Raw genomic sequence first — 389 nt, 5'->3', positions numbered from 1 at the left:
CCGGCTGTGCTTTCTGTAAAGGCAGATGCTTCCTGTGCAGGACTTATGGCAAATCTGTTCTGGTATGATGCTGAGAATGGGGTTCTGCAGTGCATCCAGACTGTAACTGTAGGCGGTGCATTTGAGCGCAGTATTCCATATGCTGACTTTGCCCTTTCCAAAGGACAGGATTATTTCATAGCATTTGGTACAGAATCTCTCAATGGAAGAGTTATTCACACAGACGGAAGTATCACAGATGAAAACGGCGCATACCTGCGACCTGCCAACACAAAGATTTCCAGCCATTCCATTGACAGAAACAAGCTTACTGTCAAACTTTCCAAAGGATGTGCAGGTGCTCAGGGTTATGACTTCGTGATCAGTAAGAAATCAAATATGCTCCAGAC

At 45.2% G+C, this 389-nt stretch carries 1 pseudogene; it reads left to right on the top strand.

From position 1 onward, the window contains the following. A pseudogene (locus LI074_RS17190) lies at positions 1 to 389 on the top strand (hypothetical protein); the annotation flags it as partial.

Source organism: Blautia sp. MSK18_10, from assembly GCF_020553185.1.
In the GTDB taxonomy this organism is placed as follows: Bacteria; Bacillota; Clostridia; order Lachnospirales; family Lachnospiraceae; genus Blautia_A; species Blautia_A wexlerae.
This window is presented reverse-complemented; position numbering and strand designations above follow the sequence as displayed.